19 protein-coding genes are annotated in these 22,762 nt (G+C 58.6%); 7 read left to right on the top strand and 12 right to left on the bottom strand.

The features are described from left to right. Positions 1-138: 138 nt before the first annotated feature. Together V2S86_RS08500 and V2S86_RS08495 are read left to right on the top strand one after the other, a co-directional pair. Positions 139-975 carry an AraC family transcriptional regulator gene (locus V2S86_RS08500; RefSeq protein WP_330762059.1) on the top strand — a complete coding sequence of 279 codons (837 nt, stop codon included), beginning with the start codon at positions 139-141 and terminating at the stop codon, positions 973-975. 49 nt (positions 976-1,024) lie between these two features. Next, entirely contained in the window at positions 1,025-1,459 is a 435-nt protein-coding gene (locus V2S86_RS08495; protein ID WP_330762058.1) for a DUF2000 domain-containing protein, read from the top strand. Here the strand turns inward: V2S86_RS08495 and V2S86_RS08490 are convergent. Then, complete coding sequence (locus V2S86_RS08490; protein WP_330762057.1) at positions 1,456-2,640, bottom strand: benzoate/H(+) symporter BenE family transporter; 1,185 nt, start codon at positions 2,638-2,640, stop codon at positions 1,456-1,458. The two genes, V2S86_RS08495 and V2S86_RS08490, sit on opposite strands and share 4 nt — an antisense overlap. 112 nt (positions 2,641-2,752) lie before the next feature. Between V2S86_RS08490 and V2S86_RS08485 the strand changes: the two genes are divergently transcribed. Both V2S86_RS08485 and V2S86_RS08480 read left to right on the top strand, forming a co-directional pair. Further along, positions 2,753-3,316: a helix-turn-helix domain-containing protein gene (locus V2S86_RS08485; RefSeq protein WP_330762056.1), complete on the top strand. Its 564-nt coding sequence runs from the start codon at positions 2,753-2,755 to the stop codon at positions 3,314-3,316. Positions 3,317-3,475: 159 nt separating this feature from the next. Continuing rightward, on the top strand, positions 3,476-5,566 hold the full coding sequence (locus V2S86_RS08480) for a prolyl oligopeptidase family serine peptidase (protein ID WP_330762055.1): 2,091 nt from the start codon (positions 3,476-3,478) through the stop codon (positions 5,564-5,566). A gap of 73 nt (positions 5,567-5,639) precedes the next feature. On the opposite strand, the gene dtpA is transcribed toward V2S86_RS08480, so the two are convergent. The 5 genes from dtpA to rsxD form a co-directional block, all read right to left on the bottom strand. After that, entirely contained in the window at positions 5,640-7,160 is a 1,521-nt protein-coding gene (gene dtpA, locus V2S86_RS08475; RefSeq protein ID WP_330762054.1) for a dipeptide/tripeptide permease DtpA, read from the bottom strand. Positions 7,161-8,002: 842 nt separating this feature from the next. Next, the gene (gene nth / locus V2S86_RS08470; protein ID WP_330762053.1) at positions 8,003-8,644 is read right to left on the bottom strand and encodes an endonuclease III; all 642 of its coding nucleotides are present in this window, start codon (positions 8,642-8,644) and stop codon (positions 8,003-8,005) included. Next, positions 8,644-9,342 (bottom strand): electron transport complex subunit E, encoded by a 699-nt coding sequence (locus V2S86_RS08465; RefSeq protein WP_330762052.1) that lies wholly within the window; start codon positions 9,340-9,342, stop codon positions 8,644-8,646. Before V2S86_RS08465 ends, nth begins: the two co-directional genes overlap by 1 nt. Beyond that, entirely contained in the window at positions 9,339-9,968 is a 630-nt protein-coding gene (gene rsxG / locus V2S86_RS08460; RefSeq protein ID WP_330763176.1) for an electron transport complex subunit RsxG, read from the bottom strand. The genes V2S86_RS08465 and rsxG overlap by 4 nt, the downstream gene beginning before the upstream one ends. A 9-nt stretch (positions 9,969-9,977) precedes the next feature. Then, positions 9,978-11,063: an electron transport complex subunit RsxD gene (gene rsxD, locus V2S86_RS08455; RefSeq protein WP_330762051.1), complete on the bottom strand. Its 1,086-nt coding sequence runs from the start codon at positions 11,061-11,063 to the stop codon at positions 9,978-9,980. Positions 11,064-11,442: 379 nt separating this feature from the next. On the opposite strand from rsxD, the gene V2S86_RS08450 reads away from it, so the two are divergent. Then, complete coding sequence (locus V2S86_RS08450; RefSeq protein ID WP_330762050.1) at positions 11,443-12,336, top strand: helix-turn-helix domain-containing protein; 894 nt, start codon at positions 11,443-11,445, stop codon at positions 12,334-12,336. 91 nt (positions 12,337-12,427) lie between these two features. Here V2S86_RS08450 and rsxC read toward each other — a convergent pair whose 3' ends face one another. The 6 genes from rsxC to V2S86_RS08420 all read right to left on the bottom strand — a co-directional run bounded on the left by rsxC (position 12,428) and on the right by V2S86_RS08420 (position 19,815). Next, a complete protein-coding gene (rsxC, locus tag V2S86_RS08445) occupies positions 12,428-14,704 on the bottom strand; it encodes an electron transport complex subunit RsxC (protein ID WP_330762049.1) in 2,277 nt (758 codons plus the stop codon). Then, a complete protein-coding gene (gene rsxB, locus V2S86_RS08440) occupies positions 14,697-15,269 on the bottom strand; it encodes an electron transport complex subunit RsxB (RefSeq protein ID WP_004943888.1) in 573 nt (190 codons plus the stop codon). Before rsxB ends, rsxC begins: the two co-directional genes overlap by 8 nt. After that, positions 15,269-15,850 carry an electron transport complex subunit RsxA gene (gene rsxA / locus V2S86_RS08435; protein WP_004938443.1) on the bottom strand — a complete coding sequence of 194 codons (582 nt, stop codon included), beginning with the start codon at positions 15,848-15,850 and terminating at the stop codon, positions 15,269-15,271. Before rsxA ends, rsxB begins: the two co-directional genes overlap by 1 nt. A 145-nt stretch (positions 15,851-15,995) precedes the next feature. Continuing rightward, positions 15,996-16,436 carry a DUF2569 domain-containing protein gene (locus V2S86_RS08430; protein ID WP_311992833.1) on the bottom strand — a complete coding sequence of 147 codons (441 nt, stop codon included), beginning with the start codon at positions 16,434-16,436 and terminating at the stop codon, positions 15,996-15,998. 148 nt (positions 16,437-16,584) lie between these two features. Beyond that, positions 16,585-18,090 (bottom strand): L-arabinose isomerase, encoded by a 1,506-nt coding sequence (araA, locus tag V2S86_RS08425; RefSeq protein ID WP_330762048.1) that lies wholly within the window; start codon positions 18,088-18,090, stop codon positions 16,585-16,587. 39 nt (positions 18,091-18,129) lie between these two features. Continuing rightward, positions 18,130-19,815 (bottom strand): ribulokinase, encoded by a 1,686-nt coding sequence (locus tag V2S86_RS08420; RefSeq protein ID WP_330762047.1) that lies wholly within the window; start codon positions 19,813-19,815, stop codon positions 18,130-18,132. A 362-nt stretch (positions 19,816-20,177) separates the two neighbouring features. Between V2S86_RS08420 and V2S86_RS08415 the strand changes: the two genes are divergently transcribed. Further along, positions 20,178-21,161, top strand: coding sequence for an arabinose ABC transporter substrate-binding protein (locus V2S86_RS08415; protein ID WP_330762046.1), 984 nt, complete (start codon positions 20,178-20,180; stop codon positions 21,159-21,161). A 61-nt stretch (positions 21,162-21,222) separates the two neighbouring features. Continuing rightward, positions 21,223-22,758: an L-arabinose ABC transporter ATP-binding protein AraG gene (gene araG, locus V2S86_RS08410; protein WP_330762045.1), complete on the top strand. Its 1,536-nt coding sequence runs from the start codon at positions 21,223-21,225 to the stop codon at positions 22,756-22,758. Positions 22,759-22,762 lie beyond the last annotated feature (4 nt).

The raw sequence follows: 22,762 nt of genomic DNA, 5'->3' as shown, positions 1-22,762 counted from the left end.
TCTCAGTTAAGCAGAAGATCGCCGAAGCGGGAAAGCTTGTGTCTGCCCGGCCAGTGGTACCGGCGCGCACATGTGTTCCAGACAGGGAGACTGTACATCTGCTATACGACAACGTGGGTTAACGAAAAGAGGGCGGCGATGAGCAGTTGGATCGAATTAAAGAAAGATGGCCCGAGCGGCATAGAGTTGATTCGCGCCCACTTTTGCGGTTATGCGCATGCTTACGATCCTCACTGGCATGATGATTATCTGGTAGGCATCACCGAACAGGGGGTGCAGCAGTTTCATTGCCGACGCCAGCGTCATCGCAGTACGCCAGGGCAGGTATTTTTGCTGGAGCCGGGGGAGGTGCATGACGGCGATGCGCCGGCAGAAGACGGCTTTACCTACCAGATGCTGTATCTCAATCCGCAATGGCTGGATGCACAACTCCGTCAGTTATTTGCCGAGGTGCCGGACAGCTTTCGCCTTGGTTTCGCCGCCACGCTGTCGGACGATCGGCTGCTGGCACAGGCGACAATGCGGGCTTTCTCGCAGTTGCAGCAAAAGGGTGAAGGGGAAATGCAGCATCAGTTTGCCCTGGATAGCCTGCTGTGCGGCCTGACGCGGCACGTGCACTGGCGACGATCGCCGCCGCATGAAACGTCCGGCTATCAGGCGCGGCGCATCCGTGACTTCCTGCATGCCAACAGCCATCAGGATATTCGGATGGAAACGCTGACGGCATTAACCGGCCTGGATCGGTTCCGGCTGACCCGGCTGTTCCGCCAGACTTATGGTTTACCGCCGCATGCTTATTTGGTTCAACTGAGGTTAACGCAGGCGCGGCGACTGTTGGCGGCAGGGGAAAAGCCCATCGCCGTGGCGGCGCAGCTGGGTTTTGCCGATCAAAGCCATCTGGGGCGCTGGTTTCAGCGCGCCTACCGCCTGACCCCGGCGCATTACCGCAAACTGTGCACAAATCTTCCAGATTAAGCGACTTTGGTTGCGTATCCTGCAGGCTGACTTGAAAACAGGAAGCTGAATGATGGAAAACATCCCCCCAGAGACGATTACCGCCGAGCGTTGCGTGATTGTGATTAATCAGGACCTGCCGCTGGGCAATATCGCTAATGCGGCGGCGGTACTGGCGCTAACCTTGGGGCAACGCCACCCGAGATTGGTTGGCGAGGTGTTGGCGGACAGCCACGGGCAGTGTTGGCCGGGGCTGATCCCGATAGGCATTAGCGTACTGGCCGCCAGTGAGGAGCAGTTGGGCGCGTTGTTGAAACAGCCACGCGCCGCAGAGGTGGATCGGATCCTGTTCCCGGCGGATGGCCAACAAACGACCCATTACGCCGAGTTTCTCGCCAGTATAGCCAACCGGCCAAGCGACGAATGGCGTTTGTTGGGCATTGCGCTGGTCGGTGAAAAGAAAACCGTGCGCAAGTTGACCGCCAAACTCAACCTGTTGGCTTAATTTCCCGAGCGGTGCGGCAGCGACAAAATGAGATGCGCGATCGCACCGCCGATAATTCCCCAAAATGCAGAACCGACGCCGAGCAGCGTCACGCCGGAAGCGGTGATCAGAAAGGCGATCAGCGCGGCATCGCGCTGTTTTTCTTCTTGCAGCGCGCGTTGCAAACTGCCGGCGATAGTGCCGAGCAGCGCCAGCCCGGCAATGGTGTGGATCAGCGCCGGCGGCAACGCACTGAACAACATGCCGATAGCGCCGCCGAACAGCCCGGCGAGCAGATAAAACACCCCGGCGGCCACGGCGCCCATATAACGGCGCTGCGGGTCGGGGTGCACGTCCGGCCCCATGCAAATGGCGGCGGTAATGGCGGCGATGCAAACGGAGAACCCGCCGAACGGTGCCAGCAGCAGTGCGGTCAGCGCCGTCCAGCTGATCAGCGGCGAAGTAGGGACGCGATAGCCTGCGGCCTTCAACGTAGCGATGCCGGGGGCGTTTTGCGATGCCATGGTCACCACAAAGAACGGTACGCCAATGCCAAGCAGCGTCGACCAGGTGAAATGTGGCGCAATAAATTCCGGCACGGCGAAAGCCAGCGGTTGCTGAGAAAGATGAATGGTGCCCTGCAACGCCGCAATGGCCAGCCCTACCAGCAGCGTCAGCACAATCGCATAACGCGCCAGATAGCGGCGGCTCACCAGATACACCAACCCCATCCCGGCGCTGAGCACGAAATTTACCTGTAACGAAGCAAAAGCGTCCAGACCGAAGCGCAGCAGGATCCCCGCCAGCATCGCCGCCGAGATGGCCTGCGGAATGTAGTCCATCAGCCGGGCGAACAGCCCGGTGACGCCGCACAGCAGGATCAACCCGGAAGCGAAGATAAACACGCCAATCGCTTCGTTGATCGGCGTGCCGGGCAGGCTGGTGACCAGCAGCGCCGCGCCGGGAGTCGACCAGGCAGTCAGGATCGGCGTACGGTAGTACAGAGAAAGCCCAAGCGAGGTCACGCCCATCCCCAGGCCAAGCATGCTCAGCCATCCGCCGATCTGCACTGGTGTGGCGCCGGCCGCCGCTGCGGCCTGAAAGATAATGGCGGCGGAGCTGGTGTAGCCCACCAATACCGCGACAAACCCGGCCATAACGGCGGACAAGGTCAAATGACGCAAAGAGATGGCAGGGCGCATGGCAGACTCCGGCTATGATTGTGCGTTATAGCGCACGATAGGGAATGAGCATAGCACCGTGCGTTATAGCGTACAAGTGACTATAATCAGCCGGAATTCAGAAGGGGAAATCATGCAGGAACTGTCCGGCCATTTGGCGCAAACATTGAAATCGCTGCGTGCGCAGCGCGGCTGGAGCCTGGCTCAGGCTGCCGAGAAGACCGGCGTCAGCAAGGCGATGCTGGGGCAGATAGAACGCGGCGAATCCAGCCCAACGGTAGCGACGCTGTGGAAAATCGCCACCGGCTTCAACGTGGCGTTTTCCGCTTTTTTGGAGATCTCGCCATTGCAAGAGCAGGCCACGCTGCACCGTTACGGCGATGCGCCGGTGTTCAATCAGTACAACGCCGATATGCGGGTAGTGCCGCTGTTTCCGTTTGACCGGCAATTGGGTTTCGACATGTTCGTCATCGATCTGGCACCGGGGGCGCTCAGCGAATCGTCGGCGCACGAGCCGGGCGTCATTGAACATGTGATCGTCATCAGCGGCCAACTGGAACTGGCGATTGACGGTCAATGGCACAGCCTGGCCGAGGGCGAGGCGATGCGCTTTCAGGCCGATCGGCCACATGCTTACCGCAACGCCAGCCAGGAGACAGTGCGTATTCACGATCTGATCCACTATCCTAAATTTTGACTCAACGGCACGGGAGCAGGCTTTGACTCTGCCGCGTCAACGATCTACCTTGTTGAAAATGAGTCTTATTTATCCAGGAAGGAGAACTTGATTTTGCCGATTAGCAATCGACGCCAGTTTATTAAACTCAGCGCACAAACTGCAGGAGCCGTATTCGCGATGACTTCATTACCGAACAGTGTCCGCCTGGCGATGGCGGCGGAGGGCGGCGCCAGTGCCACCGATGAATTCCTGTGGCTGGAAGAGCTGCAGGGCAAGGCCGCGCAGGTATGGGTGAAGCAGGAGAATCAGCGTACCACCGCGCGTTTCGCCCAGGGCGAAGGCTTCCAACGGTTGGAAAAACAGGTGCTGGACATCCTGAACAAGGACAGCCAAATTCCGTGGGTCGCCAAGCGTGGCGATTACTACTACAACTTCTGGCAGGATCAAACCAACCCGCGCGGGCTATGGCGGCGCACCACGTTGCAGGAATACCGCAAGGCCAAACCGTCCTGGGAAACGGTGCTGGATATCGATGCGCTCGGCAAGGCGGAGGGCAAAGACTGGGTGTTCCATGGTTCCGAGCCGTTACCGCCGGAGTATCGTTATTGCCTGGTGGAATTGTCGCCGGACGGCGGCGACGCCACCGAAATACGCGAGTTTGATCTGGTCAGCAAAACGTTCGTGAAAAACGGCTTTGTGCTGCCGGTGGCGAAAAGCCAGGCGTCGTGGATTGATAAAGATACGTTGTTTGTCGCCACCGACTTTGGCGCAGGTTCGATGACCCAATCCGGTTACGCGCGCATCGCCAAACGTTGGCGGCGCGGCACGCCGCTGAGCGCCGCCCAGACGCTGTACGAGGCGCAACCGCAGGACATGGCCGTGTTTGCCTATCACGACCATACGCCGGGATTTGAGCGCAACTACGTGGGCCGCAACCTGGATTTCTACCGCCGTGAAACCTTTGTACTGACCGGGCAGGATCGGCAAATCAAAATTGATGTTCCCGCCGACGCCGAGTTCAGCACGCACCGTGAATGGCTATTGATCAAACCGAGCAGCGACTGGGAGGTGGGCGGCGCGCGCTATCCTTCAGGTTCACTGCTGGCGGCCCATTTCGATGACTATCTGGCGGGTAAACGCGAATTGACGGTGTTATTCACGCCGACCGCGCAGGCGGCGCTGAGCGGTTATAGCGGCACGCGCGACCACCTGATCCTCAGCATCATGGACAACGTGGTGAATCGGCTGGAAGTGCTGACGCCGCAGGGCAAAAGCTGGCAGCGCAGGCCGCTCGGCAAGCCGGGTGTCATCAGCACGATTTCCGCCGGGGGAATTGACGATGAAACCAACGATTATTTCCTGACGATTGGCGGGTTCCTGCAACCGACGTCGCTGTATCTGGGGAATCTCGACGGCGGTGAGGCAGAGCTGCTCAAGCAGGGGCCGCAGGACTTTGACGCAGGCGGTTATCAGGTCAGCCAGCATTTTGCCGCTTCCCGCGACGGCACCCGCGTGCCGTATTTCCAGATTGCTGCCAAAGGCACCAAGCTGGATGGCAGCAACCCAACGTTGTTGTACGGTTATGGCGGTTTTGAAGTGTCGCTGCTGCCGGGTTACATGGGCAGCAAGGCACCGGCCTGGCTGGAGCGCGGCGGGGTATACGTGGTGGCGAATATTCGCGGCGGCGGGGAATATGGGCCGGCCTGGCACCAGGCGGCACTTAAGCAAAATCGCCATCGCGCCTATGAAGATTTTGCCGCAGTGGCGCAGGATCTGATTGCGCGAAAAGTGACGTCGTCACAGCACTTGGGCGCGCGTGGCGGCAGTAACGGCGGGCTGTTGGTGGGCAACATGCTGACGCTGTACCCGCAGCTGTTCGGCTGCATCGTTTGTGAGGTGCCATTGCTGGACATGCAGCGTTATACCCAACTTTCCGCCGGCGCCTCCTGGATTGCCGAATATGGCGATCCGGCTAAACCGGAGGAATGGGCGTACATCAAAACCTTCTCGCCTTATCACAATATCAAAGTGGATGTGCCTTACCCGCCGGTGCTGTTTTACACCGCCACCAGCGACGATCGGGTCAATCCGTCGCACGCCCGCAAAATGGCGGCGCGCATGCAGCAAATGGGGTATCAGCAGGCCTATTTCTATGAGAATACCGAGGGCGGGCATAGCGCCGCCGCGGATAAGAAACAGGCCGCGTTCCACAGTGCGCTGGTCAGCGAGTTTATGTGGGCTACCCTGAGCGGCAAGTCGCCGGGTTGAGAAGAGAGAGGCCGAAATAAAAAAAACGGGGCGTTGTCGATACGCCCCGTTTTTTGTCTGTCTGAAAACGTTATCAGTTAACCGCTGCGGCGGCCTGCGCTTTCTTATGGGTATCTTCTGCGGTGTCCAGCGTCATGCGGTACAGCTTCGGTGCGGTCAGCATCATCAGAATGGCAATGACGGCGGTGGCGATACCGATTTGCATAAACACGTGGCTGTAGATAGCCAGTGACGCGTGCGCATCGTTGATGTCGCTAGGGACGGCGGTCAACCCTGCCACCTTGCCGGCAATCAGCGCGGCGGCGGCGGTGGTCAGGAACCAGGACCCCATGATAAAGCCCATCAAGCGTTGCGGCACCAGTTGCGCCACCATGGCCAGACCCAGGCCGGAGATCATCAGTTCACCGATGCTTTGCAGCGCATAGCTCAGGATCAACCAGTTAACCGAAACGATACCCTGTTCGTTGGCGAAGCTGGCGCCCCACGGCAGTACCAGGAAGGCGCCGGAGCACAGGATCATGCCGAAGGCGAACTTGTGCGGCATCGGCAGACGGTCGCCCATCTTGTTATACAGCGCCGCCAGAATCGGGCTGGCCAGCATGATCCAGAACGGGTTCAGCGCCTGATACTGTTCAGGTTCAAACGCCAGGCCGAGGATATTGTGCTCAACGTTATGGATGGCGAAGAAGTTCAGCGAGGTCGGCATCTGGGCATACAGCACGAAGAACACCACCGCTTCCAGCATCAGCAGAAAGGCGACGATCATCTTGCGGCGCGCTGCGCCATGCAGCGTAAAGGCCTCCTTGGCGAACACGACAACAATACCGAGGGAGATAATCGCCAGCGCCCAGCGGGCAATGACCTGGTTGTGCAGCAGCCAGCTTGACAGGGCGACCAGCGCCACGACGCCAACCAGCACCATCAGCAGCTTCTTGACCTGCAGCGGTTTAAAGTCCGGTTTGGAGCCGTGTTGTTTCACCCATTTGTGGCACACCATAAAGTTGACCAGGGTGATCAGCATACCCACCACGCTCAGTGAGAACGCGACGCTCCAGCCATATTTCGCCGCCAGCCACGGGGTCGCCAGCATCGACAGGAAAGAACCGATATTGACGGACATATAGTACATGGTAAATGCACCGTCCAAACGCGGATCGTCTTTCTCGTAACAGGTCGACAGCAGGGAGGACGGGTTCGCCTTGAACAGGCCGCTGCCCACGGCGATGGTCGCCATACCCAGGTAAACCCAGAAGATTTCATGGCCGGAGTAGGCCACCATGGCATAACCGACGGCCAGCACCAGCGCGCCCAGCACGATCACGCGCTTGGAGCCCAGCACTTTATCCCCCAGCCAGCCGCCGATGGCAACGAAGCCATACACCAGGGCGCTGAAGGACGAGAACAGGGTAATGGAGTCGGCTTCGCTCAGGCCCAACATTTTGACCAGATAAACCGCCATGATGCCTTGCAGGCCGTAATAACCGAAACGTTCCCACAGTTCGATCGAGAAGATCAGGTAGAACGCCTTGGGCTGTTTGAAAGCGTTAAGACTGACGCCTTCAGGGTGTTTGCTGTTGTTGTTTGCAGTTGACACTGGTACCTCTGATTTTTCACTGCCCCGTCCCGGAGAGACGAGAAATGGCAAAAGGTGATGCAGGACTGCATCCTTCTGCGTTGTTATAGGATGGGATGACGGCGGTTAATGTTCACTATCTTTGTCAACGAGGCAAGGCGTTTGTCATACTCTGTTACATATAACGTTCGCGTCGTGAAACAACCATGTTACAAATATTACGCAGCACGAACTTTCGCCTTGATTTGTTTTGGCGAGTTTTTGTTTTGATTAAAAGCTATACGGAATTAAAGTAGGGAAATATTCTGCTATTTGTGCATTTTCTGGTTGATAGCAATGCATGAGTTGTTTAACCCACTTTATTATTGTGAATAATGATGTTTTTGTAAAATTATAGAAATTTAAGAAAATGGGGCGAGTGGTTGTGACGGGGATGTGATCGTGAAAGCGTGATTGATCGCGCAATTTTTGACTAAATTTTCGCTTGAAAATAACAGGGAAATGATATTTACACTGAAATCCACGAAATTGCCAAGGTTACTGCTGCTTGATATCACATTTCTGATAAAAAATAGGGCTGTAGCGGGAGGATGTGATGCATGCAGGGTGGTGCGGGCAGAATGTTATATTTACAACAGGCTGTCGCGTTAAGGAGCCCTGTTCAAGGCAGGAGATAAGGGCAGGCAGTCCTGCGTTCAAGGGATTGCAAGGTCTTAGGGTACGTGGCCCAAAGAAAGAGAGGGCCATTTGAGTGTGGATCTGCGTTACAGACTACCGATTAGGCTCGGTAAACTTCGGAGGATATGCCGTGCGGTGCGTGCAAATGACCGCCGGTGGCGGTCGCGGCCGTTGTGTGACAGGCGTTAAGCCTCGGGGTAAGCTTTCTCTTTAAACTCGCATAAATCTTCAATGATGCAGGAGCCACAGCGGGGTTTGCGCGCAATGCAGGTATAGCGGCCGTGCAGGATAAACCAGTGGTGGCAATCGACCTTGAACTCGCTTGGCACGACCTTCAGCAACTTCTCTTCGACCTGATCGACGTTTTTGCCTGGCGCGAAGTTGGTGCGATTGCAGACGCGAAAGATATGGGTATCTACCGCAATGGTCGGCCAGCCAAAGGCGGTGTTGAGCACCACGTTGGCGGTTTTGCGGCCTACGCCCGGCAGCGCTTCCAGCGCGGCGCGGTCTTCCGGCACTTCACCGCCGTGCAGCTCAAGCAGCATACGGCAGGTCTTGATGACGTTCTCGGCCTTACTGTTAAACAGGCCTATGGTCTTGATGTAACTTTTGACGCCGTCAACGCCCAACGCCAGCAACGCTGCCGGGGTATTGGCCACCGGATAAAGCTTGGCGGTGGCCTTGTTGACGCTGACATCGGTAGCCTGCGCGGAAAGCAGCACTGAAATCAACAGCTCGAACGGCGTGGTGTACACCAGTTCGGTGGTGGGGTGCGGGTTGTTGTCGCGCAGCCGGGTCAGAATTTCCAGGCGTTTGTGTTTATTCATTACGCTTTCTCTGCTTGTCCTGGTTCCCGCATCGGTTCGGCCACTAACGCCTTGGCGGTGCGCGCCTTCATCCGTTCATCAATCAGGTATTTCACCGCCAACAACAGGCCCAGGCCAATAAAGGCGCCAGGCGGCAGCATGGCCAACAGGAACGGGCTGTCGAAATGCACCACTTCAATGCGCAGCACCTTGGCCCAGCTTCCCAGCAGCATATCTGCGCCGTCGAACAGGGTACCGTTGCCGAGCAGCTCGCGCATCGCTCCCAGGGTCACCATGACGCCGGTAGCGCCTAGGCCGATAGCCATGCCGTCCAGTGCCGACAGGCCGATCGGTTTTTTAGCCGCCACCGCTTCGGCGCGGCCGACCACGATGCAGTTGGTGACGATCAGCGGAATAAAGATCCCCAGCGACTGGTAAAGGCCGAAAGCGTAGGCGTTGATCAGCATCTGCACGATACTCACTACCGCCGCGATGATCATGACGTAAATAGGAATACGCACTTCGCTCGGCACCCAGCGACGCACCGCAGAAATGGATCCGTTGGTCAGCGTCAGCACCAGCGTGGTCGCCAGCCCCAGCCCCAGGGCGTTGGTAACGGTGGAGGTGACGGCCAATAACGGGCACATCCCCAATAACTGAACCAGGGCGGAGTTGTTCTTCCACAGCCCCTGGACAATCAACTCTTTTGCTTCACTCATTCGCTGGCTCCGCAGGCAGGTAAGGTGTTGAGTTTAGGCGGCAGCGTTTCCATATACAATGCCGTGCGGCGAACGGCGTTGACGACCGCGCGCGGCGTGATGGTGGCGCCGGTGAATTGATCGAACATACCGCCGTCTTTCTTCACCGCCCAACGCGTGTCGTCCGCGCCTTCAATTTTCTTGCCGCTGAAGAACGAAATCCAGTTCGAAATGCGCAGCTCAATCTTGTCTCCCAGCCCCGGTGTTTCGTGGTGTTCGATCACCCGGGTACCGAGCACGGTACCGCTGAAATCGGCGCCGACCAGCAGCTGAATGGCGCCGGAATACCCATCAGGTGCGGTAGTTTCCAACGCCGCGGCCGTTGGCTGGCCGTTCTTGCGCGCCAGATACAGGCGGTGCGGGGCACCGTTGCCCAGTGCCGGGTCGCTGACCAGGAAGCACTCGGCCTGCATGTTATTATCGTAGTTTTCCGGCGGCACCACTTGATCGAGCAGCGCTTTTTGCTGCAGTTCCGCCTGATGAGCGATGGTTTTCTGCGTCAGGCTATGCACCACGGCGGTCAAGCCGGTCGTCACTGCGGCGAACACCGCCAGCGTGGTGCCATGCTTTCTCATTGAATTCAGCATCATGGCTCCTTAGCGATGGCCGTACACGCGGGGTTGCGTGTAGTGGTCGATCAGCGGCACGGTAATATTGGCCAGCAGCACGGCGAAGGCCACGCCGTCCGGGTAGCCGCCATAAACGCGGATCAACCACACCAGCACGCCAATCAGCGCGCCGTAAATCAGGCGGCCTTTCGGAGTGGTGGAGGCGCTGACCGGATCGGTGGCGATAAAGAATGCGCCCAGCATGCTGGCGCCGGAGAACAGGTGGATCAGTGGTGATGCCTGATGCGCGGGATCAAACCACCAGGCCAGGCCGGAGCAGAAAGCGATGGTCGCCAGCATGCTGAACGGGATCTGCCAGTGAATCAGGCGGCGCGCCAGCATAAACAGACCGCCCGCCAGGAAGCCGAGGTTGATCCACTGCCAACCGATGCCGGCAAGCGTGCCGCCGAACAGCGGTTGTTGCAACATCTGCTCGACGCTGTGACCGCTGCGCAGGCCGGTTTTGAAACCGTCCAAAGGAGTTGCCTGGCTGATGCCATCAATGCCCATTTGCAGTTCATGAATAGTGGCGCCTTGCGCGGTATGACCGCTGAAAATAGCCAGTAAGGTGTCCTGGAACGACAGGGCGGTGGCGCGCAGTTCATCCGGTGGCAGCCAACTGGTCATCTGCACCGGGAAGGCGATCAGCAGCACCACGTAACCGACCATTGCCGGATTGAACGGGTTTTGCCCCAGGCCGCCGTAAAGCTGTTTGGCGATAACGATGGCAAAGAAGGTGCCGATAACAATCATCCACCAGGGGGCCAGCGGCGGCAGGCTGATACCGAGCAGCAGCGCGGTCAGCAGCGCCGAGTTGTCCGCCAGCCGGGCGCGTACCGGTAATTTGCGCAGGGCGAGGATAGCGCCTTCCGCCAGCAGTGCGACGATCATCGCCAGTGCGGTTTGGATCAGGTTGCCGTAGCCGAAAAACCACACCTGCGCCGCCATGCCCGGAATGCAAGCCAACATCACCCACAGCATGATGCGACTGGTGCTTTGCTGGTTATGGGTGAAAGGGGAACTGGCGATGTGCAAGCCTTTGGCGGCTGTTTGTTGTACCGGCCTGAACTTCATAGAATCACTACACCTATCTTTGCCGTGCATCGGCAGGTTCTACGCGCCTCACAGCGGAGACGCAGGGAAAATAACAGCGCTGCATTCTACCTCAATCACTGAAAGGGTAATACGTCTTAATTGTAGGGGTATTAGGCTTTTAGCACGGGTTGCGCTGTGGCTTAATCGCCCTGTGGCGCGATCGGATTTTTTTCTGCAGTAAAACTGCGCTAGCTTGAGCATGCAGTAGTCAAACTGTTGGCATCGCGGGCCGGCGTCAGGCGATAACCGCTGGATTTGCATGTTATTTTTGGTACGTTTTTTCGCACAAAATAACAACTTTTACATAATCCATGTAGGTTATTATCCCGAGTAATATTGAGTTAGTGAATGCATAATAATGACTAATGAAGATGTATTTTTTATTGAAGAATTAATTGAGTGGGTTGAGATACATCTGGAGAAACGGCCTAATCTGGACGAAGTCGCGCGCATTTCCGGCTACTCCAAATGGCACCTGCAGCGCAAATTCAAGCGTATCACCGGCATTCAGCTCGCCACCTATATCCGCTCACGCATTCTGACGCGTGCCGCAGTCGCGTTACGCATTACTCACCGTTCGATCATCGACATCTCAGACGAGTTGGGCTTTGATTCCCAGCAGACCTTTACGCGCATGTTCAAACAGCGTTTCGATACCACGCCCAACCGTTATCGCTCGATGGACAAATGGGACGTAAAGAACCTGATGCCGCGCTTCAGTTTCGACGCCAGTTTCGCGGCCGATTACTATCCGGAGGTGAAACGTGTAACGCTGCCGGATATGCAACTGGTTGGCTTCTCGCGCCAACTGGATTTTGCCGGTGAAACGGAAATCGAACATGCTTCTTGCATGGCGATGAAGGACGAGATTTTCACCGATTTCTTCCGTGGGCTGAACGTGGACTGCCGCCGGGTGTACAGCATCCACTCCCCCCGTAACCGTGATGACAAGCAGTGGTCATCCACCCACGTGATGGCGGTGGAAGCGGAGAACAAAAAGGATATTCTTTCGGGGCATCAGATCGACAATATTCATATTCCTGGTCGCGAGTATATTTCTATCAACTATCTGGGCACGGCTAAAGAGTGTTTGCAGTTTTTCGCTTATCTGGTGACCCACGTAATGCCGGGGCTGCGTCATGAGGTGCAGGGCAGCGTAGAAATGGAAATTATTCAAACCAAGGAATGGAATCAGGATTCGAAGATGCGTCAGATCGACGTCGATTATACCTATCTGATTTCTATTGATTAGGCTGCGTCCCTTAATGATCCGTGGTGCATTCGCAGTTCTATCAAGGGACACAGCCTAAAGCGCCTTACGTTCAGCAAGGCGCTTTCTTCCGTTACTCTTTCTCAGCGTCGGCCGTAGCCAGATGCTGTGCCGCTTTTTTGGCTTTGACGCGGGCGATGGCCGCTGCGACCGCCGCCTTACGCGGATCGTCCTCGGTCACCGCCGCTGCCGGTTCGGCCGGCGCGGTGTCGACGGGCGTTTCGACACCGGCTTGCTGTGCCGCTTTTTTGGCTTTGACGCGGGCGATGGCCGCTGCGACCGCCGCCTTGCGCGGATCCTCTTCTGTCACCGCCGCTGCCGGTTCGGCCGGTGCGGTGTCGACAGGCGTTTCGACACCCGCTTGCTGCGCCGCCTTTTTGGCTTTGGCGCGAGCGATGGCCGCTGCGACCGCCGCCTTGCGCGGATCGTCCTCGGTCGCCGCCGCTGCCGGTTCGGCCGGTGCGGTGTCGACAGGCGTTTCGACCCCGGCTTGCTGCGCCGCCTTTTTGGCTTTGGCGCGAGCGATGGCCGCTGCGACCGCCGCCTTGCGCGGATCCTCTTCTGTCACCGCCGTTGCCGGTTCGGCGGGCGCGGTGTCGACAGGCGTTTCGCCCCCGGCTTGTTGCGCGGCTTTTTTGGCTTTTACCCGCGCCAGCGCGGCGGCAACCGCCGCTTTACGCGGGTCTTCACCTTCGGCGGCCGTTGCCGCATCTGGAACTGTTGTCGTCTCCCGTTGGGCGCGGCGTTCGCGCGCTTGAGCCTTGCGGGCTTCGCGGGCGGCAATCATCTCGCTGTTGTCTGGGGCATCACCGCTTACCGTGCCGGTCGCCGGCGCGGCATTTTTACTGCGTACGCGTGCCAGTGCGGCCTGAACGGCACCTTGATCGTCATCGGTCAGTTTAACCGCGGCTTTCTTGTGGCGTTCTTCACGCGCCAGTTTTTCGCGTTCCAGTCGCGCCAGCTTGGCTTCATAACGCGCCTTGGCTTCGGCGGTGCGTGCGGCTTCCTGATCGATGGCTTTGATCTCGGCCTTTTCCTGGCGGTAATACTGCACCAGCGGAATATTGCTTGGGCAGACAAAGGCGCAGGCGCCGCATTCAATGCAGTCGAACAGATTATGATTGCGGGCTTTTTCGTGTTCTTCGCCGCGGCTGAACCAATAAAGCTGCTGCGGCAACAGGCCCGCCGGGCAGGCGTCGACGCACAGGCCGCAGCGGATACAGGACTGTTCCGGCTCCTGCGGCGCCATTTCGCTGACCGATGGGGCCAGAATGCAGTTGCTGATTTTAACGATCGGCACGTTAAGGGCGGGCAGGGTGAAGCCCATCAGCGGGCCGCCCATCACCACCATTTGCTGCGCCTGCGGCTGGAAGCCGGCAAAATTCAACAGATGCTGCACCGGCGTGCCGATGCGCGCCCACAGATTGCCCGGCTGGCTAAGCGCATCGCCGGTCAGGGTCACCACGCGTTCGATCAGCGGTTCGCCGTCGACAATGGCGCGCTTAATGGCGAACGCGGTGCCGACGTTTTGCATCAGCACGCCGATGGCGGAAGAGTGCTTGCCGTGCGGCACTTCCTTGCCGAGCAGGATCTTGGTGAGTTGTTTGGCGCCGCCGGAAGGGTATTTGGTCGGGATCACCCGCAGGGCGATGCCCGGTTGATCGCGCAGCGCCAGCTTCAGGGCGTCGATCGCTTCCGGCTTGTTATCTTCGATGCCGATCAGCGTGACTTTAGGTTGCAGCAGGTGACGCAAAATCTGCGTGCCTTCGATAATCTGGTCGGCGTGTTCGCGCATCAGACGATCGTCGGCGGTGATATAAGGCTCGCATTCGGCGGCGTTGAGGATCAGCGTTTCCACGCCGCTCATGCCGCCCTGCAGCTTGCTGGCGGTCGGGAAACCGGCGCCGCCCAGCCCGGCGATGCCGGCCTGATGAATGCGTTGCAGCAGTTCCTGCGCCGCCAGTTGGCGGTAGTCCGCCACAGGTACGCGTTCGCACCAGCGGTCTTCGCCGTCCGCCTGGATAGTCACGCACAGCTCGGCCAGCCCGGAAGGGTGAGCGGTGATATGCGGTTTAATGGCGCTGACGATGCCGGAAGTCGGCGCATGTACCGGCACCGTACGGCCTCGGCCCACGGTCAGCGGTTGGCCTTTCAATACCCGGTCGCCGACGTTGACGCACAGCTCGCCTTCCGGCCCGAGATGCTGTTGCAGGGGAATAATAAAACTGTCGGCCAACGGAGCGGTGCGCAGTGGCACTCCGCTGGATTGAGTCTTCATTTCCGGTGGATGGATCCCGCCATCGAAATCCCAAATCCGGTCTTTTTTGAAGGCGGCGAACAGATTAAGCATGTTGCTCCACGTGGATCACTTGCACCGGAATCGTCTTCATATCCCACTTCCAGTTGGCAGTGGTGGTGGCGACCGGTTTCATTTCAATACAATCGGTAGGGCACGGCGCAACGCACAGGTCACAGCCGGTACAGAGATCGGTAATTACGGTGTGCATGGCGCGCGTGGCGCCGACGATGGCATCCACCGGGCAGGCCTGAATGCACTTGGTGCAGCCGATGCAGTTGGCTTCATCGATATAGGCCACCTGGCGCACCGGCTCTGCGGCGGCTTCGCTGCCCAGCGGTTGCGGCTCGACGTTTAGCAGTTCTGCCAGTTTCAGCATCACCTGCTCGCCACCCGGCGCGCATTTGTTGATCATCTCGCCGTTGGCGACGGCTTCGGCATAAGGGCGACAGCCGGGGTAACCGCACTGGCCGCATTGGCTCTGCGGCAGGATCTCGTCGACCTGCTCGGCCACCGGATCTTCTTCCACTTCAAAGCGGCGGGCGGCAAAGCCCAGCACCAGGCCGAACAACAGGCCGAGGGCGCTAAGCGCAGCAATAGCAATCCATAACGCCGTCATTAGAATTTCACCAGCCCGGTAAAGCCCATAAAGGCCAGCGACATCAGCCCGGCGGTGATCAGCGCGATGGAAGAACCGCGGAACGGCGCAGGGACGTCGGCGACCGCCAGCCGTTCGCGAATGGCGGCGAACAACACCATCACCAGCGAGAAACCGGCCGCGGCGCTAAAGCCGTACACGGCCGATTGCAGGAAGTTGTAGCCGAGATTGACGTTAAGCAAGGCTACGCCAAGCACGGCGCAGTTGGTGGTGATCAGCGGCAGAAAGATGCCCAGCAGGCGATACAACGCCGGGCTGGTTTTGCGCACTACCATCTCGGTAAATTGCACCACAACGGCGATCACCAGAATAAATGACAGCGTGCGCAGGTACACCAGGTCCAGCGGAACCAGGATAAAGGTGTTGATCACCCAGGCGCTGACGGAGGCCAGCGTCATGACAAAGGTGGTGGCCATCCCCATGCCGATGGCGCTTTCCAGCTTCTTGGATACGCCAAGGAACGGGCACAGGCCAAGAAACTTCACCAAAACGAAGTTATTCACCAGGACGGTGCCGACAAACAGGAGCAGGTATTCGGTCATTGCGATGCCTAAAAAAATAAAAGCCGCCTATTATCGGGAATTGGCGGCGTAACGACAACATATGTATAGCAGGGTTATTGCTCTTTTCGCTCTTTTTTGGCGAAAATTTACACAATTATCCGCATAAAACGTGCCACAACGCTATTCAGCGCTCGGTAAAGGTGCCTTTTACCCGTTGGGATCGCTTCATATAGGGCACCAGCAGCGCCGCCATCAGCAGTGGCCAACCCAGACTGCGCACCGCCAACTCGTCCGGGACCGGCGCAAAGGCGAAGGCTTTGATCGCCAGCAGCACGGTGATCAACAACCACACCAGAAACAGTTTGGGGAAACGCTGCGAGCGCTGGCAAAACAGCCACAGCAGCCACAGGGTAAAGCACCACATCGCCAGCGTGGTCAGAACGGAAAAATACCATTGCAGGGTAAATGCCTGGGCGTTGGTCAGCAGGTATTCGCGCGATTCCGGCATGAAAATCGCCATGCCATACAGGAGCATCATCAGGCTGGCGCTAAGCAGGGTGACAATCATATAGGCCATCGGGGCCAGCAACCAACCGCCAATACGGGTGTATTCAGCTTGAGACATAAACGGCTTCCTGGGTAAGACATGAAGCCGCATAGCTTAGCGGGTAATAGGGGGTTAGTCATCAATATCAAGCGGATGGTCGGGATCTGGGGGCAAGGGCAGCACGTTTGGCTACCGGCAGCCGGTTTTGCCCCCGGCTGCCGACAGATTAACGGCGGTTTAGCTGATAGTAGGCTTCGTTCCAGCGGATCTCGTTTTTGAACGCCGGCAGTGCGGTGGCGTTATCGATCAACAAGAACTCGATGTTGTGCATCTCGGCGTACAGCCGCAGTTGGTCTGCGTCCAGCGCCTGGGAGAACACGGTGTGGTGCGCGCCGCCGGCCAGGATCCAGGCTTCTGCGGCGGTGGCCAGCGTCGGTTGGGCCCGCCAGATGGCGCGCGCTACCGGCAGCTTGGGCAGCGGGTGCGGTTGTTCCACGGTATCCACCTGATTGACCAGCAGACGGAAACGGTCCCCCATGTCGATCAGGCTGGCGTTAACCGCCGGGCCGGCGGGGGTGGAGAAAATCAATCGCGCCGGATCCGCCTTGCCGCCGATGCCGAGCGGCTGAATGTCCAGCAGCGGTTTGCTCTCTTTGGCGATCGACGGGCAAACTTCCAGCATGTGCGAACCGACCACCAGATCGTTGCCCGGCTGGAAGTGATAGGTGTAATCCTCCATAAACGAGGTGCCGCCGTTCAGCCCATCGGCCATCACCTTAAGGATGCGCAGCAGCGCGGCGGTTTTCCAGTCGCCTTCGCCGCCAAAGCCGTAGCCCTGTTGCATCAGGCGTTGCACCGCCAGCCCCGGCAACTGCTTCATGCCGTGCAGATCTTCAAAGTTGGTGGTAAAGGCCTGGAAATTGCCCTGTTCCAGAAAACGTTTCATCCCCAGCTCGATGCGTGCCGCGTCGATCAGGTTCTCGCGCTTTTCACCCTTGACTTTCGCCGCGTCGCTCAGCACATAGCTGGCTTCGTACTCTTCAATCAGGGTGTCTACATCGCCGCGGCTGACCTCATTGATCACGCTGACCAAATCGCCGATACCATAGGCGTTGACCGAGTAGCCAAACTGGATCTGCGCGCCGACCTTATCACCTTCGGTCACCGCCACTTCGCGCATGTTGTCGCCAAAACGCGCCACTTTCAACTGCCGACTCGCCTGTTTGGCTGCGGCGGCGCGCATCCACTGGGTAATGCGGCGGTGTGCTTCGGGATCCTGCCAGTGGCCGGCCACCACGCTGTGCTGTTGGCGCATGCGGGCGCCGATAAAACCGAACTCGCGGCCGCCGTGGGCGGTCTGGTTCAGGTTCATAAAGTCCATATCCATGCTGTCCCAGGGCACCTGGGCATTGAACTGGGTATGGAATTGCAGCAAGGGTTTGTTGAGGATAGACAGCCCGGCGATCCACATTTTGGCCGGCGAGAAGGTATGCAGCCAGGTCAGAATGCCGATGCACTCCTGGCGATAGTTGGCGTCGCGGCACAGGGCGGTAATTTCATCCGGCGTGGTGACCAGCGGTTTCAGCACCAGTTTTACCGGCAATCCTGCCTCGCGGTTGAGACTTTCCACGACCTGTTCGGCGTGCGCCTTGACCTGTTGCAGGGTTTGCGGGCCGTACAGGTGCTGGCTGCCGATGGCGAACCAGACTTCATGCTGCTTAAATGCATCCATCAGAGACTCCTGGGGGGGTTAGTGTCGGGTATCGGAATTTCAGCATGGCGAATCTGCGCCGGGGGCGTAACGCGGCTCGGCGGCCAGGCACCATTGCTGATAACGTTGATAAAGCTGTTGATAGCGGGCGACACGCTGCGGATCCGGCTGCAGCGTGCGTTCGATGCCGCAGGCCATATGGCGCTGCGCCTCGGGTACGCTGCTGAAACGGCCGGCGGCCACGGCGGCGAAGATCGCCGCGCCCAGCGCGCAGCATTGATCGGAGGCGACAATCTGCAGCGGGCGGTTCATCACGTCGGCGCAAGCCTGCATGATCGTCGGCGATTTGCGCGCAATACCGCCCATCGCCAGTACGTTATCGACCGGGATGTCCTGCTGTTCGAAGCACTCCATGATGGCGCGGGCGCCAAAGGCGGTGGCGGCAATAAATCCGCCAAACAGCGTCGGCGCATCGGTGCCGAGGTTCAGATCGGTAATCACGCCTTTCAGGCGCTGGTTGGCGTAGGGGGTACGGCGGCCGTTGAACCAGTCCAGCACCACCGGCAGGTGATCCAGCGACGGATTGTCGGCCCAGGATTCGGTCAGCGCGGCCAGCAGGCCGGCTTCAATCTGTTTCAACTGCGGTTGCAGTTCGGGATGGTTTTTCGCCGCTTCATGCAGCGGCCAGCTCAGCAAACGGCTGAACCAGGCATACATATCGCCAAAGGCCGATTGTCCGGCCTCCAGGCCAATCAGTTCCGGCACCACGCTGCCGTCGACCTGGCCGCAGATGCCTTCGATGGCGCGCCCGTCGACCCGCTGGCGATCGGCGATCAGGATGTCGCAGGTGGAGGTGCCAATCACTTTCACCAGGGTATAGGGTTGCGCCCCGGCACCCACCGCGCCCATATGGCAGTCGAAGGCGCCGCCGGACAACACCACGCTCTCCGGCAGCCCGAGGCGTGCGGCCCACTCGGCGGTGAGCGTGCCAACCGGCAAATCGGCGGTGTGGGAGTCTTCAAACAAAGGCCAGGGCAGGTCTTCGACCAACAGCGGATCGAGCGCGGCGAAGAACGCTTTCGGCGGCAGGCCGCCCCAATCGGGGTGCCACAGCGTTTTATGCCCGACGCTGCAGCGCCCGCGTTTCAAATGCTGCGGGGCGGTGGTGCCGGACAGCAGCGCCGGCACCCAGTCGCACAGTTCCACCCAAGAGGCGGCGGCCTGGCGCACCCCCGCGTCCTGACGCGAAACGTGCAGGATCTTGGCCCAGAACCATTCGGATGAATAGACGCCGCCGATATAGCGAGAATAGTCGGGGAAATCGCCGCTGCGGCACAGCCGGTTGATGGCGTCGGCTTCCTCGATGGCAGTGTGATCTTTCCACAGCACAAACATGGCGTTCGGGTTGTCGGCAAACTCCGGCCGCAGCGCCAGCACCTTGCCTTGCGCGTCAATCGGCGCAGGCGTGGAACCGGTCGAATCGACCCCGATACCGATGACCTGCAACCGTTGTTGCGGGGGCATTCGCTGCACCAGGCTGACGATCGCCTGCTCCATGGCTTCTATATAGTCGAGTGGATGGTGGCGGAATCGGTTCTCTGCAGCGTTGCAGTATTCGCCGCGCTGCCAGCGAGGGTAGTAAACCACTTCGGTATCCAGCTCCTGGCCGTTATGGCAGTCAACCGCCAATACCCGCACCGAATCGCTGCCGAAGTCCAATCCCAGGGCAATAGCGCCTGCCGTCATGATGTTGACTCCTGATGTGTTAATACGCTGTGACAACCATAGGAGTCTGAGCGGTGGGCAGGTGAGGAGCCATTAGCTGGAAGTATGCACTTTTCTGCTTCGCACAGTGATTTTGTGACGGTTGTCATAAGTTAATGCTTGGCGGAATTCGCTAAATATATGCACATATCTGCTGTATTCCACGGATGTGATAGCGCTCTACATTTTGGCAACAAATACCCGCTAAAACTTAAGCCGTCTTACAGCTGGTGTTGGTCGATGCCGCGAAAACAAGCGTCACGCCGACAACAGGCACCCTAATGATAACGTTTTCACGGCGAGCAAATTTATTCGCCGAAGAGAACAAAACTGCGGAGAGCATCATGCATAAATTCACTAAGGCGCTGGCGGCACTGGGTCTGGCGGCCGTTATGTCACATTCGGCTGTCGCCGAGACCATGAAGCTGGGCTTTTTGGTCAAGCAGCCAGAGGAACCCTGGTTCCAGACCGAATGGAAATTTGCCGACAAGGCCGGTAAGGATCTCGGTTTCGACGTGATCAAAATCGCGGTGCCGGACGGGGAAAAAACCCTTAACGCCATCGACAGTCTGGCGGCCAGCGGAGCCAAGGGCTTTGTCATCTGCACGCCGGATCCGAAACTCGGCTCGGCGATCATGGCCAAGGCGCGCAGTTACAACCTGAAAGTGATTGCCGTGGACGATCAGTTCGTCACCGCCAAAGGCAAACCTATGGACAGCGTGCCGCTGGTGATGATGGCGGCTACCAAAATCGGTGAGCGCCAGGGCCAGGAGCTGTGGAAAGAGATGAACAAACGCGGCTGGAAACCGGCGGACACCGCCGTGATGGCGATCACCGCCGATGAGCTGGATACCGCCCGTCGCCGCACCGGCGGTTCGATTGCCGCGTTGAAAGCGGCCGGTTTCCCGGAAAAACAAATCTACTCGGTACCGACCAAGTCCAACGATATCCCGGGGGCGTTCGATGCCGCCAACTCGATGCTGGTGCAACATCCTGAAGTGAAAAACTGGCTGATTGTCGGCATGAACGACAACACCGTGCTGGGCGGCGTGCGCGCCACCGAAGGCCAGGGCTTTAAGGCGCCGAACGTGATCGGCATCGGCATCAACGGTGTGGACGCGGTCAGCGAACTGTCCAAGGGGCAGGCTACCGGTTTCTACGGGTCGCTGCTGCCAAGCCCGGACATTCACGGCTACAAAAGCATTCAGATGCTGCATGACTGGGTAGAGAAGGGTGTAGAGCCGCAGAAATTTACCGAAGTGACCGACGTGGTGCTGATCACCCGCGACAACTTTAAAACCGAACTGCAGAAAAAAGGCCTGATGTAATCACCGAGCCGCCCGCCGCGTTAACGCCGGGCGGCATTTTTGACCGCAGGAGGATCGCATTATGACCGCCGCATTGCCGTATCTGACGTTTAAAGGCATCGGTAAAACCTTCCCGGGCGTGAAGGCGCTGGATGATATCAGTTTCAGCTGCCAGGCCGGGCAGATCCACGCGTTGATGGGGGAAAACGGCGCCGGGAAATCCACGCTGCTGAAAATCCTCAGCGGCAACTATGCGCCGACCCAGGGCGAAATTCAGCTGAAAGGCCAGACGGTACAGTTTACCAACACCACCGATGCCTTGAACGCCGGGGTAGCGATTATCTACCAGGAACTGCATCTGGTGCCGGAAATGACGGTGGCGGAGAACATTTACCTCGGCCAATTGCCGACCAAACTCGGGCTGGTGGATCGCAAGCTGTTGCGTTACGAATCCCGCTTGCAGTTGGAGCATCTCGGGCTGGATATCGACCCGGATACGCCGTTGAAATATCTGTCGATCGGCCAGTGGCAGATGGTGGAAATCGCCAAGGCGTTGGCGCGCAACGCCAAGGTGATCGCGTTTGACGAACCGACCAGCTCGCTGTCCGCCAGAGAGATTGAACAATTGTTCCGGGTGATCCGCGAACTGCGCGCCGAAGGGCGGGTGATCCTCTACGTTTCGCACCGTATGGAGGAGATCTTTGCTCTTAGCGATGCCATTACGGTATTCAAAGACGGCCGTTATGTGCGCACTTTTGACGACATGAGCCAGGTTAACAATGCGCAGCTGGTGCAGGCGATGGTGGGCCGCGATATCGCCGACGTCTACGGTTATCAGCCGCGTGAGCTGGGGCCGGTGAGGTTGACGCTACAAGGGTTGCAGGCACCTGGCGTCAAAACCCCTATCGATCTGAACGTGCGGGCCGGGGAGATTGTCGGGCTGTTCGGCCTGGTGGGCGCCGGGCGCAGCGAACTGATGAAAGGCATTTTCGGCGCCACGCGGGTCAGTAGCGGGCAATTGACGCTGGATGGCCAGCGGCTGGATATCCGTTCGCCGATAGACGCTATCCGCGCCGGCATCATGCTGTGCCCGGAGGACCGCAAGGCGGACGGCATCATTCCGGTGCATTCGGTGCGAGACAACATCAACATCAGCGCGCGGCGCAAAAGTATCCGCGCAGGCTGCCTGATCAATAACGGCTGGGAGGTCAGCAATGCCGACCATCACATCCGTGCGCTGAATATCAAAACCCCAAGTGCCGGTCAGCTGATTATGAATTTATCCGGCGGTAACCAGCAGAAGGCGATTCTGGGCCGCTGGCTGTCGGAAGAAATGAAAGTGATCCTGCTGGATGAGCCGACGCGCGGTATCGACGTCGGCGCCAAGCATGAAATTTACCATGTGATTTACCAACTGGCGCAGCAGGGCATCGCGGTGCTGTTCGCTTCCAGCGATTTGCCCGAAGTGCTGGGGCTGGCGGATCGCATCATCGTGATGCGCGAAGGCGCCATTTCCGGCGAGTTACTGCACGACGATGCCAGCGAGGAAAAAGCCCTCAGCCTGGCGATGCTGCGCACCCCCGATATTACCCCTGATGCCGCTGTGGCGGTGGCTTGATTGT

This window comes from Serratia sp. C2(1) (assembly GCF_036352655.1).
In the GTDB taxonomy this organism is placed as follows: Bacteria; Pseudomonadota; Gammaproteobacteria; order Enterobacterales; family Enterobacteriaceae; genus Serratia; species Serratia inhibens.
This window is presented reverse-complemented; position numbering and strand designations above follow the sequence as displayed.

Coding starts and splice junctions, on each gene's coding strand:
- V2S86_RS08500 (WP_330762059.1), top strand. CDS start 139: ATGAGCAGTTGGATCGAATTAAAGAAAGATGGCCCGAGCGGCATAGAG.
- V2S86_RS08495 (WP_330762058.1), top strand. CDS start 1,025: ATGATGGAAAACATCCCCCCAGAGACGATTACCGCCGAGCGTTGCGTG.
- V2S86_RS08490 (WP_330762057.1), bottom strand. CDS start 2,640: ATGCGCCCTGCCATCTCTTTGCGTCATTTGACCTTGTCCGCCGTTATG.
- V2S86_RS08485 (WP_330762056.1), top strand. CDS start 2,753: ATGCAGGAACTGTCCGGCCATTTGGCGCAAACATTGAAATCGCTGCGT.
- V2S86_RS08480 (WP_330762055.1), top strand. CDS start 3,476: ATGACTTCATTACCGAACAGTGTCCGCCTGGCGATGGCGGCGGAGGGC.
- nth (WP_330762053.1), bottom strand. CDS start 8,644: ATGAATAAACACAAACGCCTGGAAATTCTGACCCGGCTGCGCGACAAC.
- V2S86_RS08465 (WP_330762052.1), bottom strand. CDS start 9,342: ATGAGTGAAGCAAAAGAGTTGATTGTCCAGGGGCTGTGGAAGAACAAC.
- rsxG (WP_330763176.1), bottom strand. CDS start 9,968: ATGCTGAATTCAATGAGAAAGCATGGCACCACGCTGGCGGTGTTCGCC.
- rsxD (WP_330762051.1), bottom strand. CDS start 11,063: ATGAAGTTCAGGCCGGTACAACAAACAGCCGCCAAAGGCTTGCACATC.
- V2S86_RS08450 (WP_330762050.1), top strand. CDS start 11,443: ATGACTAATGAAGATGTATTTTTTATTGAAGAATTAATTGAGTGGGTT.
- rsxC (WP_330762049.1), bottom strand. CDS start 14,704: ATGCTTAATCTGTTCGCCGCCTTCAAAAAAGACCGGATTTGGGATTTC.
- rsxB (WP_004943888.1), bottom strand. CDS start 15,269: ATGACGGCGTTATGGATTGCTATTGCTGCGCTTAGCGCCCTCGGCCTG.
- rsxA (WP_004938443.1), bottom strand. CDS start 15,850: ATGACCGAATACCTGCTCCTGTTTGTCGGCACCGTCCTGGTGAATAAC.
- V2S86_RS08430 (WP_311992833.1), bottom strand. CDS start 16,436: ATGTCTCAAGCTGAATACACCCGTATTGGCGGTTGGTTGCTGGCCCCG.
- araA (WP_330762048.1), bottom strand. CDS start 18,090: ATGGATGCATTTAAGCAGCATGAAGTCTGGTTCGCCATCGGCAGCCAG.
- V2S86_RS08420 (WP_330762047.1), bottom strand. CDS start 19,815: ATGACGGCAGGCGCTATTGCCCTGGGATTGGACTTCGGCAGCGATTCG.
- V2S86_RS08415 (WP_330762046.1), top strand. CDS start 20,178: ATGCATAAATTCACTAAGGCGCTGGCGGCACTGGGTCTGGCGGCCGTT.
- araG (WP_330762045.1), top strand. CDS start 21,223: ATGACCGCCGCATTGCCGTATCTGACGTTTAAAGGCATCGGTAAAACC.